The 15,661-nt window shown below is 33.5% G+C and carries 15 protein-coding genes; 5 read left to right on the top strand and 10 right to left on the bottom strand.

Annotated elements, in window-relative coordinates; genetic code table 11:
- Position 1: 1 nt before the first annotated feature.
- The 3 genes from glmU to fliP are packed head-to-tail and all read right to left on the bottom strand — an operon-like array spanning position 2 to position 4,086.
- The gene (glmU, locus tag C6H31_RS02050) at positions 2 to 1,318 is read right to left on the bottom strand and encodes a bifunctional UDP-N-acetylglucosamine diphosphorylase/glucosamine-1-phosphate N-acetyltransferase GlmU (RefSeq protein ID WP_104697139.1); all 1,317 of its coding nucleotides are present in this window, start codon (positions 1,316 to 1,318) and stop codon (positions 2 to 4) included.
- A gap of 10 nt (positions 1,319 to 1,328) precedes the next feature.
- Complete coding sequence (gene ppk1, locus C6H31_RS02045; protein WP_324726540.1) at positions 1,329 to 3,374, bottom strand: polyphosphate kinase 1; 2,046 nt, start codon at positions 3,372 to 3,374, stop codon at positions 1,329 to 1,331.
- Positions 3,358 to 4,086, bottom strand: a complete 729-nt coding sequence (gene fliP, locus C6H31_RS02040) for a flagellar type III secretion system pore protein FliP (protein ID WP_233709956.1) — start codon at positions 4,084 to 4,086, stop codon at positions 3,358 to 3,360. The genes ppk1 and fliP overlap by 17 nt, the downstream gene beginning before the upstream one ends.
- Before the next feature lie 299 nt (positions 4,087 to 4,385).
- Between fliP and C6H31_RS02035 the strand changes: the two genes are divergently transcribed.
- From C6H31_RS02035 to C6H31_RS02015, 5 genes are all read left to right on the top strand, one after another.
- Positions 4,386 to 4,895 carry a gamma carbonic anhydrase family protein gene (locus C6H31_RS02035; RefSeq protein WP_104697371.1) on the top strand — a complete coding sequence of 170 codons (510 nt, stop codon included), beginning with the start codon at positions 4,386 to 4,388 and terminating at the stop codon, positions 4,893 to 4,895.
- 110 nt (positions 4,896 to 5,005) lie between these two features.
- The gene (pyrD, locus tag C6H31_RS02030; protein ID WP_104697370.1) at positions 5,006 to 6,022 is read left to right on the top strand and encodes a dihydroorotate dehydrogenase (quinone); all 1,017 of its coding nucleotides are present in this window, start codon (positions 5,006 to 5,008) and stop codon (positions 6,020 to 6,022) included.
- Positions 6,023 to 6,051: 29 nt separating this feature from the next.
- On the top strand, positions 6,052 to 7,326 hold the full coding sequence (locus tag C6H31_RS02025; RefSeq protein WP_233709946.1) for a M16 family metallopeptidase: 1,275 nt from the start codon (positions 6,052 to 6,054) through the stop codon (positions 7,324 to 7,326).
- Positions 7,326 to 8,204, top strand: coding sequence for a 4-hydroxy-tetrahydrodipicolinate synthase (dapA, locus tag C6H31_RS02020; RefSeq protein WP_104697136.1), 879 nt, complete (start codon positions 7,326 to 7,328; stop codon positions 8,202 to 8,204). Before C6H31_RS02025 ends, dapA begins: the two co-directional genes overlap by 1 nt.
- Positions 8,205 to 8,224: 20 nt before the next feature.
- Complete coding sequence (locus C6H31_RS02015; RefSeq protein WP_199768129.1) at positions 8,225 to 8,995, top strand: enoyl-ACP reductase; 771 nt, start codon at positions 8,225 to 8,227, stop codon at positions 8,993 to 8,995.
- Between the two features lie 36 nt (positions 8,996 to 9,031).
- On the opposite strand, the gene C6H31_RS02010 is transcribed toward C6H31_RS02015, so the two are convergent.
- The 7 genes from C6H31_RS02010 to C6H31_RS01980 all read right to left on the bottom strand — a co-directional run bounded on the left by C6H31_RS02010 (position 9,032) and on the right by C6H31_RS01980 (position 15,586).
- Positions 9,032 to 10,222, bottom strand: a complete 1,191-nt coding sequence (locus C6H31_RS02010; protein ID WP_104697134.1) for an NAD(P)/FAD-dependent oxidoreductase — start codon at positions 10,220 to 10,222, stop codon at positions 9,032 to 9,034.
- A gap of 70 nt (positions 10,223 to 10,292) precedes the next feature.
- Positions 10,293 to 11,291, bottom strand: a complete 999-nt coding sequence (gene ruvB / locus C6H31_RS02005; protein WP_104697133.1) for a Holliday junction branch migration DNA helicase RuvB — start codon at positions 11,289 to 11,291, stop codon at positions 10,293 to 10,295.
- A complete protein-coding gene (gene panB, locus C6H31_RS02000; RefSeq protein WP_104697132.1) occupies positions 11,291 to 12,076 on the bottom strand; it encodes a 3-methyl-2-oxobutanoate hydroxymethyltransferase in 786 nt (261 codons plus the stop codon). The genes ruvB and panB overlap by 1 nt, the downstream gene beginning before the upstream one ends.
- Before the next feature lies 1 nt (position 12,077).
- A complete protein-coding gene (gene rimP / locus C6H31_RS01995; RefSeq protein WP_104697131.1) occupies positions 12,078 to 12,518 on the bottom strand; it encodes a ribosome maturation factor RimP in 441 nt (146 codons plus the stop codon).
- A 9-nt stretch (positions 12,519 to 12,527) separates the two neighbouring features.
- Positions 12,528 to 12,872, bottom strand: a complete 345-nt coding sequence (rbfA, locus tag C6H31_RS01990) for a 30S ribosome-binding factor RbfA (protein ID WP_104697130.1) — start codon at positions 12,870 to 12,872, stop codon at positions 12,528 to 12,530.
- A 3-nt stretch (positions 12,873 to 12,875) separates the two neighbouring features.
- Positions 12,876 to 15,407, bottom strand: a complete 2,532-nt coding sequence (gene infB, locus C6H31_RS01985; protein WP_104697129.1) for a translation initiation factor IF-2 — start codon at positions 15,405 to 15,407, stop codon at positions 12,876 to 12,878.
- On the bottom strand, positions 15,392 to 15,586 hold the full coding sequence (locus C6H31_RS01980) for a hypothetical protein (protein WP_233709944.1): 195 nt from the start codon (positions 15,584 to 15,586) through the stop codon (positions 15,392 to 15,394). The genes infB and C6H31_RS01980 overlap by 16 nt, the downstream gene beginning before the upstream one ends.
- Positions 15,587 to 15,661: the final 75 nt, after the last annotated feature.

Raw genomic sequence — 15,661 nt, 5'->3', positions numbered from 1 at the left:
CTTACACCTTGTTAAAAAATTTGAAAAATCCTCTCGGAACATTTCTTTGAGAGGTCCTTGATAAAACTAAATCCCCCTCTTTGCAATCTTTTGTAACTGTGCTTCCAGCTCCTATTAAAACATTAGATTCAATCCTAAGAGGTGCGACAAGTTGCGTATCGCTTCCAACAAAAACATTTTCCCCAATAAAGGTTTGATGCTTTCTTACTCCATCATAATTACAAGTGATTACACCCGCCCCTATATTACTTCCTTGCTGTATTTCACAATCACCTAAATAACTCAAATGTCCTGCCTTGACCCCATTAAGAGTGCTGGATTTAACCTCTACAAAATTTCCAATATGAGTATCTTTCATAAAACTATTTGGTCTTATATGGGCTAAAGGTCCTATATCACTTGAAATAACCTCGCTAGATTCTATAACACTATGAGACTTAATAAGACTTTGAACAATTCTACTCTTTCCTGTGATTCTCACCCCCTCTTGCAACTCACACTCACCCTCAAATTCCACATCACTTTCAATATAGATTGTATGAGGCAAATGCATAGTTACCCCCTTTAACATTGCATTTTTTCTTATCCTATCTAACATTTTATCTTGTGCAATTGCTAAATCCACTCTTGAATTCACACCAAAAAAAGCATCGCTCCTGCTAAATACAGGAGTAATTTTTAATCCTTTTGTAACACCAAAAGATACAAGATCTGTAAGATAATACTCCTTTTGCGCATTAAAGTTTTTTAGACTAGGCAAAAATTCTCCTAATATCTGTTTTTTTACTACATAAACTCCAGCATTGACCGTATTAATCTTTTTTTGTATATCATTACAGTCTTTTTCTTCTACAATACCTAGTACATGATTATCTTTAATGAGAACACGTCCATAGCCACTTGGGTCTTCTAGTTTTATTACGCTAAGAACAATCTCTGAATCAACTTGAAGTAAATCCCGCATCTGTATTTCTGTAACTAAAGGCATATCTCCATTTAAAATTAAAACTCTCTCATATTTTACTTCAAAAAATCTCTGAGAACCCCTATCCATCAAAGCCCCACCAGTTCCAGGAAAATTTTCTAAATCTTGAAAATGGAAATGGATAGAACTAGAATTGAAATTTTCTAAAATCTGTTGCTTGATTAAATCTGCTTGATGTGCTAATACAATATGAATGTCATCACTAACTTTCAAAGCTTCTGCAATCACATAAAAACCTAATGGTTTTCCACAAATTTTATGAAGAAATTTTGGCGTCTGGGAACACATTCTTGTCCCCTTACCAGCAGCCATAATAACAATAGAGCTTTTCATTATTCTCCTTTTACTCAAATGAAGTATAAATTCTATTTACATAATCTTCATAGAAAATTTGAGCATTAAAGCCCTCTTGTGTTGCAATCTTTTTATAGCTACCATCAGATTGCAATTCATATAAATTAACATCATCTTTTAATTGCATTTTTAAAATGTCCAATATCTTATTTTTTCCCTCTAAAGATTTAATAGGAGTTAAAATTTCAACACGTCTTTCTAAATTGCGTGGCATTAAGTCTGCGCTCGAAAAATAAATCTCATCATGATGCTTAAAATAATAAATTCTTGTATGCTCTAAGTATTTTCCAACCAAAGAAAATACTCGTATATTCTCGCTTAGTCCTTCGCATTGAGGGACCAAACAACAAATGCCTCTAATTAATAAATCTATTTTTACCCCTTTTAATGAAGCCATATAAAGCATTTTAATCACATCTGTATCTACAAGTGCATTAGCTTTTAAAATAATATGTCCATCTTCACCATAATGCATCTCTTTATGAATGAGCTCTAAAATCTTTTGCTTAATTTGTGTAGGTGCAATATAAAGATTTTGTAAAACCGTTTTGTAAGCTGTCCCTATAGACAAAGCGTGGAAAAAGCGGATTATATCTTCTGTAAAATGATTATTAGCACTTAATAAGCTTAAATCAGTGTAAATTTTGGCAGACAACGGATTATAATTTCCACTACTTAGATGAATATAACCTTGTAATCTATCACTTTCTTGTCTTATCACTAAAGCAACCTTTGCATGAACCTTTAAACCAAAAATTCCATAAATAACATGTGCTCCAGCCTCTTCTAATGCTTTTGCCCAATGTAAATTATTTTCTTCATCAAAGCGTGCTTTTAACTCTACCAATACTGTTACTTGCTTTGTTTCTGCAGCACGAATTAATGCCTCAACAATTGGGGAATCCTTTCCCACACGATAAAGCGTCATTCTTATTGATAGAACTCCAGGATCTTTGCTTGCTTGATCAATAAACTCCACAATAGAATCAAATGACTCATAAGGATGAAATAGCAAAAAATCTTGTTTTTTTATCTTGTCAAAGATATTGCTTTTTTCATCCATCAATCCCACATCTTTTGGATTAAAGGGAGCAAGTAATAAATGTGCAAAATCTTTATGATTTATCAACTCCCATAAAGATGCCATATTAAGCAATGTATCATAAAAATAAACATCCTTATCTTTTACCTTAATTTGTTCTTGGATAAATCTTTGTAGCTGTTTTTCTTCTTTATTTCCACAAAACTCCAACCTTACAAAATTACCTCTCCTCCTAGCTTTTAATCCCTCACTCATCAACTCTATAAAATCATCAGCTTCTTGTTCTTCAATCTCAATATCTGCATTCCTTGTAACTCTAAAATACAAAGATCCTATTACCTCAAACCCTGTAAAAAGGCAATCTGCAAAAGCACTAATAATGCTCTCAATACTTACAAAAATACCCTTTTCGATATAAACAAAGCGCTTTAAATTTCTAGGTATTAGGACTATGCCAAAGTGTTCCTCACCACTTTCATTATTTCTCAACCTCAAAGCAATACCAAAGCTCAAATTGTTTAAATAAGGAAAAGGATTCGTGGAATCTACAACAATTGGCACAATAACTGGGTAAAGATGATTTTGGAAAAAGGTTTCCATCTTATCTTGCTCTATAGAATCTAAAGCCATAAAATCTTTAATAAAGATTTTCTCTAATACCAATGCATCAATAATTTCTACAAAAGTATCCTCTAAAACCTTTTGTTCTTTTCTTAAATAAAGCTCAATCCTATCAAGTTGCTCTTTTACACTTAATTTATCAGCGCCGATCTCAACAATACGATTTGCATAGAGCCTCTGAAGTCCAGCAATCCTTATCATATAAAATTCATCCAAATTGGTGCTATAAATTGCCAAAAATTTCAAGCGTTCTAAAATTGGAAAATCTTTTCTCTTTGCCTGGTTTAAAACTCGCGTATTAAACTGCAACCAAGACAGCTCACGATTAAAAAATACTGGTTCGCAATTTATCATCTTATCTAAAGCTCGCAACAAGATTTCCTATTAATAAATTAAAGCCATCTACCAAAATAAAAATCAATATTTTAAAGGGCAGGGAAATCATAACAGGGGGTAACATCATCATTCCCATTGCCATCAAGATTGAGCTCACTACCATATCAATTACCAAAAAAGGCAAATAAAGTAAAAAACCTATTTGAAATGCTGTCTTTAATTCACTAATCATAAAAGATGGTATCAAAACACTTAATGGAACATCCTTGTAGGTTTGCGGATTCTCAAGATTTCGAATTCTAAAAAATAAAGCCAAATCTTTCTCACGCGTATTTCTTAACATAAAATTTTTAAAAGGCTCAATCCCCTTTTCAAATGCAATATCATAGGATATTTTGTTCTCCATATAGGGCTTAATTGCCTGATTATAGGATTCTTTCATTGCTGGTTCCATAATAAAAAATGTCAATACCAGTGCAAGAGAAACTAAAATTTGAGTAGGCGGAGACTGCTGTGTCCCAAGCGCTGTCCTCAAAAATGCAAAAACAATAACTAAACGAGTAAAACTTGTCATTACCAACACTAAAGATGGTGCAAGGACAAGCAAAGTTAAAACTAAAACTACATTAAGCGTGGTGACAAGCTGTTTTGGTGTATCAGGAGCAGTAAGCGATAAATTTAATGTTGGAACTGTAGGATTTGCAGCAAGTACAAAAGAAATTCCAAGTACAAAAAATAATCCCACTATTCTAGTAAATCTCAAAAAAAATACTCCCAAAGCCTAATCTTTATGTTAGAAATAACCAACTTCTATAAGTATAGAGCTTTTTATGTTAAAATTTGATTAAAAAGTAAAAGCCCTTATTAGAATGCTTGAGAAACTAAAGATTCTAATTGAAGTTTTTACCATCAAAGACATAATGCAATTTTTATCTAATTCTATACCATTAAAAATTAAAATTTGTGTTTCAATCAGCTATACTCTAAACATAAATCAATTAAAGTTTCATTAATTTTACTAATTCAAGGAGAGTTTTTATGAATACTATTATAAAAGCCTATCAAAATAAGATTCCAAAAATTCACCAAGAGGCTTTTTTATTTGAAAATACTTGCATTATTGGAAATGTCGAGATTCAAAAAAACTGCAGTATATGGTTTGGCAGCATCTTAAGGGGTGATATCAATCATATTTTTATTGATGAAGGAAGTAATGTGCAAGATCTATGCACTATCCATGTAGATTATGAAAAAAATGGATCTGTAAGGATCGGTAAGAATGTTACTATTGGACACAATTGCATTATTCACGCATGCGAGATTCAAAGTAATGTTTTGGTAGGCATGGGAAGCATTATTATGGATGGTGCTATTATTGGGGAGAATAGTATCATTGGTGCAAACTCTTTAGTTACCAAAAATAAAATTTTTCCTCCAAGATCTCTAATTTTAGGAAATCCCGCAAAGCTTATTAGAGAGTTAAATGAGGAAGAAATAATTTCTATACAACTCTCAGCAAAGCACTACATTGAGCTTGCAAAAAGCTATAGGTGTTAATTCTTTTTAGAGTAAAATGTGAGAATTATTTTAAGAACAAAACACCCAAGTAAAAAATTTCAAATAGAGGAGTTTTAGTGTATAAAGAACTTCGAAATATTTTGTTTAAAATGGATCCAGAAAAGGCTCACACTCTTGCTGAATTTTTTCTAAAACATATTGTCAATAAGCCTATTATTCAAGATTTAGCGACGAAATATTGCTCTTATCATGATGCGATTTTAGAAAATGAAATTTGTGGATTAAATTTTAATAACCCTGTAGGTATTGGGGCAGGATTTGACAAAAACTGCACAATGATTGATGGATTGACTACATTAGGATTTGGTTATCTTGAACTAGGAACAATCACAAAAAAACCTCAAAGTGGGAATCCAAAGCCTCGCCTTTTTAGACATATTGAAGAAGAAAGCATACAAAATGCAATGGGATTTAATAATGCAGGTTCTTTAGCAATCTCCTCAAGATTGAAAAACTTTTACCCCTATAGCATACCTCTAGGGATTAATCTTGGAAAAAATAAAGATGTAGCACAAGAGGATGCTTTACAGAATTATCAAGATGTTTTGAAAGATTTTATTGGACTGGGTGATTATTTTGTTTTTAACCTCTCATCCCCCAATACTCCAAATCTAAGAGATCTGCAAAATATCACTTTCGTAGATGAACTCTTTAGTATGGCAAAAGAAATGACAGACAAGCCTCTTTTTCTAAAAGTATCTCCTGATATGGAAATAGATTCTATGCTACAAGTTTGTCAGAAAGCTATTGATAAAGGAGCAAGTGGCATCATTGCTACTAATACCACTATTGATTATACAGTGGTTAAGCTTCCAAAGGATATTGGAGGCATTAGTGGTAAAGCACTAAAAGATAAGAGTTTTGAAATACTTAAGATTTTAGCACGATCATTTTTCAAGAAAACTACGCTTATTAGTGTAGGGGGTATAGCAGATGCACAAGATGTATATGAAAGAATGCGACATGGTGCCTCTCTTGTCCAAATTTATTCTTCTTTTATCTTTGAGGGACCTTGTATTTGCAGAACAATCAACAAGGAATTAGCTCAACTGATAAGAAATGAAAAATGTGGGCATATTTCAGAAATTATAGGGATTGCTTTATGAAAAAAATTTTATTTCTTCTAGGAGTATTTATGAATATCTGTTTTACTAGTAGCTTACCAAAATATGAAAGTCTTACACTAGATAATGGATTGCAAATTGTTGTGATTCCTATCCATAATAAAAGTGGTGTAATCCAAACAAGCATATTTTATAAGGTAGGATCCCGCAATGAATTTATGGGAAAAAGTGGAATTGCCCATATGCTTGAACATCTTAATTTTAAATCTACAAAAAACTTAAAAGCTGGTGAATTTGATGAGATTGTAAAAAAATTTGGGGGAGTTACAAATGCTTCTACAGGTTTTGATTATACACATTACTTCATAAAATCAAGTGCAAAAAATCTGGATCAATCACTTGATCTTTTTGCAGAGCTTATGCAAAATTTATCCTTAAAAGAAGATGAATTTTTACCAGAGCGAGATGTGGTTGCTGAAGAAAGAAGGTGGCGTACAGACAATAATCCTGTAGGTTATCTTTATTTTAGATTCTTTAATACTGCCTTTATTTATCATCCCTACCATTGGACACCAATTGGATTTATGGACGATATATTAAACTGGAAAATTGAAGACATTAAAGACTTTCATTCTACTTATTACCAACCACAAAATGCAATTGTTTTAGTATCTGGAGACATCAATCCTCAGGATGTTTTTACAAAAGCAAAACAGTACTTTAGTGCAATTCCAAATACTTCTCAGATTCCTTTAGTCTTTGCACAAGAGCCAAAGCAAGATGGTCCAAGGGAAGTCACAGTTTATAAGGATACACAATTAGAGTGGCTTGCATTTGGTTTTAAAATTCCAAACTTTAGCTCAAAAGACCAGGTTGCACTTAGCGCTCTCTCTAGTCTCTTAAGCAATGGCAAAAGCAGCTTACTCTACAAAGATTTGGTAGATTCTAAGCGTCTATCCAACCAGATATATGGTTATAATATGGATTTGATGGATGAAGGGGTTTTTATGTTTATTGCTTCTGCAAACCATGGAATCCAAGCACAAGATGTTAAGAAAGAAATTATAAAAATTTTAGATGATATTAAAGAAGGAAAGATTCATCAAGAAGATCTTGATAAACTTAAAATTAATACAAAAGCAGAATTTTTATATAGCCTTGAAGATGCTTCAAGTGTTGCAGATCTATTTGGTAGCTACTTTGCAAGAGGAAATATTCAGCCTTTATTGGATTATGAAAAAGCATTTGAAAATCTCACAATTGATGATCTTGTTAATGTAGCAAATAAGTATCTACTCTTGGATCACTCTACAACAGTAATCTTAAAACCTCATAAGGAGAAATAATGCGTGGTGCAATGAGTGCCTTGGTAACACCTTTTAAAAATAATAAAATTGATGAAGAAGTCTATATCTCTTTGATACAAAGACAGATAAGATATGGTATGAATGCTTGTGTTCCAGTAGGAACTACAGGAGAATCTGCAACTCTTAGCCATAAGGAACATATGCTGTGTATTGAAATTGCTGTCTCTACATGTAAGGGTAGTGGTATAAAGGTTTTAGCAGGTGCAGGTAGTAATTCTACACAGGAGGCCATAGAACTTGCAAAGTTTGCAGAAAAATGTGGTGCAGATGGAATCCTTTGCGTTAGCCCTTATTATAATAAACCTACACAAGAAGGAATCTATCAACACTACAAAGCTGTTGCAAATTCTGTAGAGATTCCTCTAATGCTTTATAATGTTCCAAGTCGCACTGGGGTGAATATCTCCACTCAAACTGCCCTAAGACTTTTCAAGGATGTAAAAAATATCTTTGCAATCAAAGAAGCAAGTGGGAATATGGATACGATTGTAGAACTAAATACCAGTGCAAGAGATTTTGCAATTTTTAGTGGTGATGATGCAATTAACTATCCCATCCTTGCAAGTGGTGGCAGTGGTGTTATATCTGTTACAGGAAATTTACTTCCAGACAAAATTTCACAGCTAACAAATTATGCACTTTGTGGAAAATTACAAGAATCTAAAGCTATAAATAATGAACTTTATGATATAAATAGAGTTTTGTTTTGTGAAAGTAATCCAATACCAATCAAAGCAGCAATGTTTCTTTGCGGATTACTAAATACTTTAGAATATCGTCTACCTCTTCTTAAACCCAGCAAGGAGAATATGAGGTTAATTGAAGAAACTTTACAAAATTATGAGGTATTAAAATGAGAGAAGCAACACTAGAATATATGAAAGGAAAAACTCTTGTTATAAGCGGTGCTACAAGAGGCATTGGTAAGGCTATCTTATACAGATTTGCGGAGTGTGGGGTAAATATAGCTTTTACTTACAATAAGAATGAAGAAGAAGCAAAGAAAATTGCTGATGATGTAACAAAAAGATACAATATCAAAGCTTGCTATTATCCTCTCAATGTCTTAGAACCTGAGCAATATATAGAACTTTTTGAAAAAATTGACAAAGATTTTAGTCGTGTAGATTTTTTTATTAGCAATGCAATTATTTATGGTCGTAGTGTAGTTGGAGGATTTGCACCTTTTATGCGACTTAAGCCCAAGGGATTAAATAATATTTATACTGCTACAGTCTTGGCTTTTGTTGTAGGTGCACAAGAAGCAGCAAAGAGAATGAAGCTAGTAGGTGGGGGATCTATTATTTCCTTAAGCTCCACTGGGAATCTTGTGTATATGCCAAACTATGCAGGGCATGGTAACTCAAAGAATGCAGTTGAAACAATGGTAAAATATGCTGCAGCTGAACTTGGAGAGTTTGGCATAAGGGTAAATGCTGTAAGTGGTGGCCCTATTGATACAGATGCATTGAGAGCATTTCCTGATTATGATGAGGTGAAAGCAAAAGTTGAGGAGCAATCTCCTCTTAAAAGAATGGGAACTCCTGAGGATCTTGCAGGAGCAGCACTCTTCTTATGTGATTCTACACAAAGTGCTTGGCTAACAGGGCAAACCATCGTAATTGATGGTGGAACCACTTTCCAATAATAAGCCACTACTTAAAAGAGGTTATCCTCTTTTAATTTACTTAAACAACCCCTTTAGACCAAATAGTTTAATTATCCATTTCTTTTCTATTGCCTTCTTGAGAGTTGATGCCACCACTCCACTAATCTCACGATCTTTAATCAAACCAACTGCAAATTTGTCTCCCAAAGAACAAATCACTCCTTGAGGTGTAAAACTAAATTTTTCTACATAAATCCCCATTAGGCGATCACTCAAAGCTTTTCCTAAATATTCTCCTTGTTTTATTGCAATTTGAGCCGTTGGAGGGTAGAAAGTATTAGTCTTGGTATTTTTTACCATACAACAATCACCAATAACATAAATCTTATCCATCAACTCTTGATGGTCTTGAGCTATAGGTTGCAAATAATCATTTACTTCTACTCTAGATCTAACCGAGTTAAATAAATTAGATTTTTCAATAACAGCATTACCTCTCACTCCCGCAGTCCATATAATTGTATTTGCCTCAATAGATCTTTCTTCACTTGTAGAATTTTCAACAATAATTTTATTTTTCTCACATCTTAATATCTTGCATTTTGTTAAAACTTTTACATTATGGGATTCTAAGAATACTTGTGCTTTCATAGAAAGAGTATCTGGAAACATTGGCAAAATATTTGGCATAGCCTCAATACAATATAAATCCAATAATCCAAAATCAATCCCTTCTTGAGCGCAAACTTTTTTAAGCTTTATTGCCAAAGAAGAAATCATCTCAACCCCACTAAGACCACCTCCACATACTACAAATTTTAGATTGTTCATATCTCCTGTTGTCTTGTACTGATAGATTTGTTCAAGTATTTGATCTCTCAATAAAAAAGCATTAGCAAAATCTAAAATAGGAGTACAATACTCTTTTACACCACTAATCCCAAAATCATCACTTTGAAACCCCAATCCCACAATTAGATAATCATATACATATTCTTGTTTCTTGCAAATCACTTGTTTTTCTTGAATCTCCACTACCTCATCTTGAACAAAATGAACAGAACCTGGGATGATATCCTTAATAGGAAATTTAACAGAATTATCTTCAACCATACCAGCAACTACATCATGCAATGCAATACTTACATAATGGTAATCATATTTGCTAATCAGAGTGACTTGAGCAAAATCAAAGATTTTTGGATTAATTTTTTTTAAAAAAGACAACGAAGCATATCCAGCACCAAGAACCAAAATATTTTTCATAATACCTCTCCTAATACAAAGCTAGTATATGGATTTTACTAAAAATATATCGATTGGTTGATTTTATGCATCAATTCATAGTGCTACTATAGAATTTATGTGTAAGTATCCTACCTTTAGCAGTTTTTTCTAGATATCCATTTGCAAGCAAAAAGGGTTCAATAGCCTCTTCAATTGTTGCTTCATCTTCACTCATTGCAGCAGATATTGTACTAAGCCCCATAGGTTTCCCCTTAGCACTTTTTAAAATTTCAAAATATTTCAAATCTAAAGCATCAAATCCAAAATCATTGATACCTAATTCATTTAAAGCATATTGTGTTGTTTCTAATGTAATTTCTTTCTCATCATTTACATCAGAAAAGTCTCTAACTCTTTTTAACAATCTTAATGCAATGCGTGGTGTTCCTCTGGATCTTTTTGCAATTTCATATGCACTTTCTTGTGTAATTTTTCTCTGAAGTCTTAATGATGCTTTTTGCAAGATTGTTGCAAGCTCACTTTGAGTATAAAATTCCATTCTAAAATTCATTCCAAATCGATCACGCAGAGGATTGCTCAGCATTCCTGCACGAGTTGTAGCTCCAATGAGAGTAAAACGAGGTAAATCAATTTTTATAGTTTGTGCCGCAGGTCCAGATCCAATAATAATATCTAATCTAAAATCTTCCATTGCAGGATATAAAATTTCTTCAATTGCAGGACTTAATCTATGGATTTCATCAATAAATAAGATATCCCCTTCATTAAGATTAGTCATAATTGCAGCTAAATCTCCAGATTTTTCGATCATTGGAGCAGCAGTAACTTTGATATTTGCTTCCATTTTTGAGGCAATAATATAACTAATTGTTGTTTTTCCAAGACCAGGAGGCCCAAAAAATAGAATATGATCTAGACATTCTCCTCTTTTTTTACTTGCTCTAATAAAAACATCAAGATTCTTTTTTATCTGCTCTTGTCCAATATAATCTTCCCAAATATTTGGGCGTAATACATTCTCCTCTTTTTCTTCAAAGACAATTTTTTCTACATTAGCAATGCGAGAATCTATAGAGTATTTTTCCATTAATAACTTTCATCATCATTTGGAAAATTATTATTTTTTACATCACCTGTATATTTTCTAATCGCTTCTTTAAGCAACTTTTCTCCCTCAAAAAAGTAGCGAACAAACTTTGGTTTAAAATCTGTGAAAAAACCAAAAGCATCACTCCAGACTAAAATCTGCCCATCGCAATCCACCCCGCTACCTATACCAATTGTTGGAATATCTAGTATTTGAGTGATTTGTGTCGCAACCTCTTTTTTAATCCCCTCTAATACAATTGCAAATACTCCAGCTTCTTGCAACGCTAAAGCTTCTTCTTTTAGTCTTTGCGCATCAATATCATCTTTCCCCTTAATCTTATATCCCCCCTCACTTCTTGCAAATTGTGGCATTAAACCAATATGCCCCATCACAGCAATACCCTCATCAATGACAGATTTTACAATATCAACACGCTTTAACCCCCCCTCAAGCTTTATAGCTCCCGCATTTGTTTCCTTATAAAATCTCACTGCATTTTTTATTGCCTGTCTTTTGTTTTGATAACTACCAAAACTCATATCTCCAACAACTAAAGATTGTTTCACTCCTCTACAAACTGCCTTTGTATGATAAATCATCTCATCAATCCCTACAGCCAAAGTATCATTAAAACCGCCAAAACTTTGAGATAAACTATCACCCACTAAAATAAAATCTACCTCACCATCAAAAATTCTTCCAAAAAGAGCATCATATGCTGTAATAGCAGTAATTTTTTCAACATTCTTTTTCTTTTGCAAGGTGTTGATTGTTGTCTTCATTTCACCACTCCAAAATTGTTTTAACTTTCTTCAAAGAATCTAAAGATATCAATTCTTCTGCATCATCATTCTTAAACAAAACCCCATCTTCACCAAAACCCTCTAAAATGGCTTCAAACTCCCTACCATCCTTCAAGCGTACCAAAACCTTACAACCCAAAGAAAGCATAAAGTGTTTAGGAGTTTTTAGCACCCTTTCAATACCAGGAGAGCTCACCTCTAAATAATAAGGTTTATCATCACTAATATAAACATCTACAAGTGGGGAGATAACCTCACTAATTTCTTGGCACACATCCAAGGTGACTTGCTTTTTATTACTTGCAACAGAGATCCTTAAAATATCATTCTTATTTTCTTTTAAAAAGGCAATATCATATAGCTCAAAACCAAAACTCTGGACTATTTTTTCTATTTTCTGTTCTAGCTCTTGAGTTATCATTCCCTTCTCCTATTTCTTACTGATTTTCTCAAAAATTTGATCTAAACGATTTATGCGACTTAAACTTTCATCAACCTTAAAGCAAAGCTTTGGACACCTAAACCATCCGCTTGAACTAAGAATATATTCTCTCAAAGCACCTTCTGCTTTATGTAAGAGGCGTAATAGGTCATTTTGCTCTTTTTTATCCTGTGTATCAAATAATACAAAGATATCAGCATTATATTTTCCCCTTGAACATACAACCTCAGTAACCGTAAGATTCCTAATTCTCTCATCATCTAAACTAGTCAAAGCCTCATTTAAAAGCTCTTGTAGTAGAGATTGTGTTCTTTGTATCTTAATATCTTTCATCTTCTATATTTTTTGGTTTTTTGCAACTTCTTTATAAGTCTCAAATACATCTCCTACTTCAATCTCATTGAAGTTTTCAAGCATGATGCCACACTCATAGCCCTTATTTACTTCTTTCACATCATCCTTAAAGCGTTTCAAGGATGCAATCACCCCCTCATGAATTACAACCCCATTGCGAATCAATCTAATTTTAATTCCTCTTTGTATAGAACCATCTACCACCATACAACCAGCAATTGTTCCAACTTTTGCAATTTTGAAAGTTTCTCTTACTTCTGCTTGCCCCGTATGTTCTTCTTCAAAGACTGGCGACATCATTCCTGAAATCAAAGCTTTCATCTCATCAATTAGTGCATAAATTACAGAATAAGTCCTAATCTCCACACCCAACTCTTTACTTTTTGTTTTTACAACACCTGTTGGACGAATATTAAATCCTAAAATCATACAGTTTTTAGAAGCAGCAGCCAAAGAAATATCACTTTCTGAAATACCTCCCACTCCCGAGCTAATAATATTAATCTCAACCTCTTGATTATTCAACTTTAATAAACTAGACCTAATAGCCTCAAGACTACCTTGTGTATCTGCTTTTATAATTACTGGTAGGGATTTTAGATTGCCTCTTGCAACCATCTCAGCCAACTCATCAAAAGATACTTTTGTAGTCTTAGAAAGTTCTTTTTGCCTTAAATATGAACTTCTTTTTTGGGCATATTCTCTTGCAATCGCATCGCTTTTAACACTAGCAAGCATAATGCCTGCACTTGGAACATCACCTAATCCCACTACAACAGCTACGCCAGAAGGGCCAAGCTCTTTTATACTATTTCCCTTATCATCAATTAAAGCCCTTACGCGACCAAAAGCAGTATCAGCTACTATAGAATCCCCTACTCTTAAAACTCCATCTTGCACAATCACAGTAGCTACAGGACCCCTTCCTTTATCCATACTGCTCTCTAGGATAACTGCTTTTGCACGCCTTGTAACGCTTGCTTTTAATTCTAAAATCTCTGCTTGGATTAAAATTGTCTCTAGTAGTGTTTCTATTCCCTCTCCAGTTCTTGCTGAAACACCAATAAACTCATACTCTCCGCCCCAATCATTTGGAGTAAAACCAATCTCAGCACATTCTGCTTTCAATTTATCGATATTGATATTTTCCTTATCAATTTTATTCATTGCAACAATGATTTGAACACCTGCTGCTTTTGCGTGATTAAATGCTTCAATTGTTTGCTGCTTTACACCATCATCTGCAGCAACAACTATAATGGCAATATCTGTGACTTGAGCTCCTCTGCTTCTCATCTCAGTAAAAGCTTCATGTCCGGGAGTATCGATAAAAGAAATCATCTTGCCATCTTTTAATACGCTATAAGCACCAATATGTTGCGTAATACCCCCTGCTTCACCACTTGCAACCCGACTATTGCGTATCTTATCTAATAAAGAAGTTTTTCCATGATCTACATGCCCCATAATTGTAACAACAGGAGGTCTTACAATCATCTCTCCTTCATCTGTTTCCTCATCTTCAAGAGAAACAAAATCCTCTGAGCTACTTTGTAAAGTGAAGCTTATCTTAAATTCCTCACACAAAATTTCAATAGCATCTTTATCCAAGAAGTCATTTTTTGTTACCATCATCCCAAGATTAAATAAAACCTTAACCACCTCATTAAGTTTCAAGCCTGCTAAATCAGCAAATTCATAAACACGAACCTCTTCTGGGATTACGATAGTATCCTTTCTATCTAGATTTTCTTTCTTATCAGTTTGTATTGTTTTATTTTTTTTCTTATTTCTACGACCTATACCCCCCTCACTCATCCAAGGATTCTTCTTTTGAACCTTGATTCTATCCACCATTGCTTGTTTAACTTGAGCATCTCTTTCTTCATCTTTCATATCTTGTTCATGCAAATCAAACAAGACAATCTCGTTATCCTCTTCTTCATAATCTAGGATTTCCCTATCTTTAAGCAAATCCATTTTCTGCTCATTATGCTTATGGGAGACTTGTGGTTGCTTGACTTTTACTTTCTTTTTTTCTGTAGTTTTTGATTCTGGTTTTTCTTCTTTTAGAGTATCAAACATTTCTTGGACACTATATTGAGCCTTTTTGATCTCTTGCTTAGCAGCAGGGACATCCTGACTATCTTTTTTTACAATTCTAATACCCGTGCGTCTTGCCAAGTGTTGTTCAACTTCAACTTTTTGCACCTGCGGTTCTTCAACCAATTCTATAGTCTTTTTTTCTTCTACCTTTTGCTTTTCTTCTTTGGGTTTTTTATTTTTTGCTTCTTTAGCCTTTTTTTCTCCCTTCTTAGGCTGAAATTTAAGCATTAACTCCTCTTTTGTGATTTGTCCCATAAAAAAATTAGTAAATAATTCTGCAGTAGCCATATCAACACTACTTGAGGCAGCTTTCACAGCTAAACCTAATTCCTTAGCAAGCTCCAAAACCTCCTTTGAGGTTCTTCCTACCTCACCTGCAATCTCTACTATCTTTACTTTATCTGACATTGTTCTCTTATCTCCCAAATATTCATATAGATCTGCTCTTTATCTCTTGCAATCTGTTTTACCCTTAAAATTTTATGGTGCAACCTCTCATCTTTAAGACAATCTGGACATAAATAAATACTTCTGCCATAACCATCAAAAAAAAGCAACTTCCCATTCAAAATTTTTAAACGTATCAAACCCTTTTGAAAAAATCTGACGCGACAGATAACACACATTCTTATAGGTTCTCGTTTTTCAAAAAGCATTTTGCA

Origin of the sequence: Helicobacter sp. 'house sparrow 1', from assembly GCF_900199585.1 — a bacterium.
Taxonomy (GTDB): domain Bacteria; phylum Campylobacterota; class Campylobacteria; order Campylobacterales; family Helicobacteraceae; genus Helicobacter_H.
Note: the sequence above shows the minus strand (reverse complement) of the source record. Positions and strands in the feature narration are given on the sequence as shown.

Bases quoted from the DNA above. Each gene is read 5' to 3' on its own strand.
- glmU (WP_104697139.1), bottom strand. From the start codon at position 1,318: ATGAAAAGCTCTATTGTTATTATGGCTGCTGGTAAGGGGACAAGAATG.
- pyrD (WP_104697370.1), top strand. From the start codon at position 5,006: ATGGATCCAGAAAAGGCTCACACTCTTGCTGAATTTTTTCTAAAACAT.
- C6H31_RS02025 (WP_233709946.1), top strand. From the start codon at position 6,052: ATGAATATCTGTTTTACTAGTAGCTTACCAAAATATGAAAGTCTTACA.
- dapA (WP_104697136.1), top strand. From the start codon at position 7,326: ATGCGTGGTGCAATGAGTGCCTTGGTAACACCTTTTAAAAATAATAAA.
- C6H31_RS02015 (WP_199768129.1), top strand. From the start codon at position 8,225: ATGAAAGGAAAAACTCTTGTTATAAGCGGTGCTACAAGAGGCATTGGT.
- C6H31_RS02010 (WP_104697134.1), bottom strand. From the start codon at position 10,222: ATGAAAAATATTTTGGTTCTTGGTGCTGGATATGCTTCGTTGTCTTTT.
- ruvB (WP_104697133.1), bottom strand. From the start codon at position 11,291: ATGGAAAAATACTCTATAGATTCTCGCATTGCTAATGTAGAAAAAATT.
- panB (WP_104697132.1), bottom strand. From the start codon at position 12,076: ATGAAGACAACAATCAACACCTTGCAAAAGAAAAAGAATGTTGAAAAA.
- rimP (WP_104697131.1), bottom strand. From the start codon at position 12,518: ATGATAACTCAAGAGCTAGAACAGAAAATAGAAAAAATAGTCCAGAGT.
- rbfA (WP_104697130.1), bottom strand. From the start codon at position 12,872: ATGAAAGATATTAAGATACAAAGAACACAATCTCTACTACAAGAGCTT.
- infB (WP_104697129.1), bottom strand. From the start codon at position 15,407: ATGTCAGATAAAGTAAAGATAGTAGAGATTGCAGGTGAGGTAGGAAGA.